At 39.0% G+C, this 2,284-nt stretch carries 3 protein-coding genes; all 3 read left to right on the top strand.

The features are described 5' to 3' along the window. Positions 1-273: 273 nt before the first annotated feature. The 3 genes from ACQKII_RS24635 to ACQKII_RS24625 are packed head-to-tail and all read left to right on the top strand — an operon-like array spanning position 274 to position 1,903. Entirely contained in the window at positions 274-1,197 is a 924-nt protein-coding gene (locus ACQKII_RS24635; RefSeq protein WP_427463061.1) for a DNA polymerase thumb domain-containing protein, read from the top strand. A gap of 15 nt (positions 1,198-1,212) precedes the next feature. Beyond that, positions 1,213-1,551: a YolD-like family protein gene (locus tag ACQKII_RS24630; RefSeq protein ID WP_427463060.1), complete on the top strand. Its 339-nt coding sequence runs from the start codon at positions 1,213-1,215 to the stop codon at positions 1,549-1,551. Continuing rightward, positions 1,544-1,903, top strand: a complete 360-nt coding sequence (locus ACQKII_RS24625; protein WP_427463059.1) for an aconitate hydratase — start codon at positions 1,544-1,546, stop codon at positions 1,901-1,903. Before ACQKII_RS24630 ends, ACQKII_RS24625 begins: the two co-directional genes overlap by 8 nt. Positions 1,904-2,284: the final 381 nt, after the last annotated feature.

Raw genomic sequence — 2,284 nt, 5'->3', positions numbered from 1 at the left:
GTTCAAAATAGCCAGTTATCTGAAAAAAACTCAGATAGCTGGCCATTCGTCGTGCGTACCGAGAAGGTGCGCTTATTTTTGTATTTCGGGCTTACGGTTTTTCTATATAAACTTATCGTTAGCAGCAAAACTTTATTTCAAAGTTACAGAGATCGTGTTGGTGAAGTTTAATGTGTAATTACTAAAATTAACGGATCATTAGTAAAAGGGCAGCCGCTATTCGTGATGCGTACCGAACAGGGCGCCTAATGTAGACAATCACTTGACAACAGAATCGACGAGAGTTTTGTGGGTTTAACAGGAACGGAAAAGCTTTGGGGATCTCCTGAAGATGCAGCAAAGGAAATTCAAGAAGCGATATATAATCAGTTTCATATCCCGAGTGCTATGGGAATGGGTCCTAATATGTTGATGGCGAAACTCGCTTTAGACCTTGAAGCTAAAACGACAGGTTTTGCAAAGTGGACTTATGAGGATGTACCAACGAAACTTTGGCCTGTGCGTCCTTTATCGGAAATGTGGGGGATCGGAAAACAGATGGAAGCCAAGTTAAATGCAATGGGGATATTAACAGTCGGTGGATTAGCAAATGCTGATTTAAATGAATTAGAGAAAAAATTTGGCATCATGGGTAATCAACTATACCACCATGCGCATGGGATTGATCTTTCCACACTGGGAGAGCCTTTAGTTAAAAATTCGGCTCTAAGTTTTGGGAAAGGCCAGATGTTAATGCGCGACTACCATACAAGAAAAGAAATATCCGTGGCGTTACTAGAAATGTGTGAGGACGTTATGCGACGAACGCGCGAAGCAGGTTATGTTGGTCGGACAATTACATTAGGATTGTCTTATAGCCGTAGTGCTATGACTAAAGGTTTCCAGCGCTCGAAAACAATTGCAGTGCCTACAAGCGAAACGATTGTTATGTATAAGACTTGCCTTGAATTACTTGACGAGTATTTTGCTGGTGAGCCAGCAAGGCAGCTCTCGGTACGCATATCAGATCTTGAGCCGGAATATAGCATTCAACTCGATCTGTTTGATGTCAAAAAAGAACAACGCAAAATCTTAGGGCACACAATGGACTCTATTAGGAGAAAGTTTGGTGCTACGGCCTTGTTACGAGCAGTTTCTTTCACTGATGCAGGTACAGCTTTAAAACGTGATAAATTAGTTGGCGGTCATTTAGCATAATAGGAGTGATATTTTATGATAAAAGATAGAGGGACGATTAAATGGACGGCAATGATGCTTCCTGAACATATCCAAAAAATAAAACAGTGGAAAAGGGAAGCTTACGCTGAAGCTCCACGAACTTTAACTGAATGGGAGCTAGAGGACTTACAACAAACAATTAATCAAGCCTATAAACAGCATAAAACAGTAACAATTACTACGTGGCAAGAAGCTAAGTACGTGCAATGGACTGGTACAATTACTGCATTAGATGAATCACAACAGCTCGTACTTGAGACTTTAACCGCTGTAAAACGTATTCCATTTCACTCAATACACGCAGCACACCTAGAAGATGAAAGTTATGATTAACGCTGAACAACGACAGCTCTTACACCAGTATCTTATTATAGATTTAGCGATTCAGTCATTACAATGTGATTATAAAACATTGGAGCAGTTGAAGATGAAAGCAATCTACATACCTTTCGTGGAAAGTTTAATGAAAAGTATACGACAGGATTATTTCAATTTGAAGCGACAGTTAGCGAAACAAAAAATACGTATTGTTGGATGGCACCGTATCGATAAATATTTTAGTGATGTGCGTATTGCTACAGCGGGTGAAGATGAAATATTTCGTTATGCGAACCAAGCACTTAAAACTGAAGTAGAGCAATTGCTCAACCAGGCTCATTGTCAACTGTGTAAACAAATCAAATAAAACTTCGCGATTATCTTCGAAGTGATTTCATGCTGTGTAAAGTATATGCCGAAGTCTTGAGCCATTCCAGACTTACCAAAAGTTCCAGCAGCACTACGTATGGACGTTGATAACGACGACGGGCATGTATTAGGGCTATTCTAATGCAAAAGTCATCTCAAATTATTTTGGGCTGGCTTTTTTTATGGTGGATAAAGAGTGCTATTATCTTGAATGGTGGGAGTTTTACGCCCAAGAAATAGCCCTTTATCTATTTCGAATGTATACTATTTAAAGATTTGGTATGTGAATCAATTTCATAATACGTATTTTTAAAAAATCATAGACGTGCAGAATATTGAATGATTTCTTAAAAAAACGAATGAAATACCTTATGATGCT

The sequence above is a fragment of the Lysinibacillus sp. NPDC048646 genome, assembly GCF_050272295.1.
In the GTDB taxonomy this organism is placed as follows: domain Bacteria; phylum Bacillota; class Bacilli; order Bacillales_A; family Planococcaceae; genus Lysinibacillus.
The sequence above is the reverse complement of the archived record's forward strand: the minus strand, read 5'-3'. Positions and strand labels throughout refer to the sequence as shown.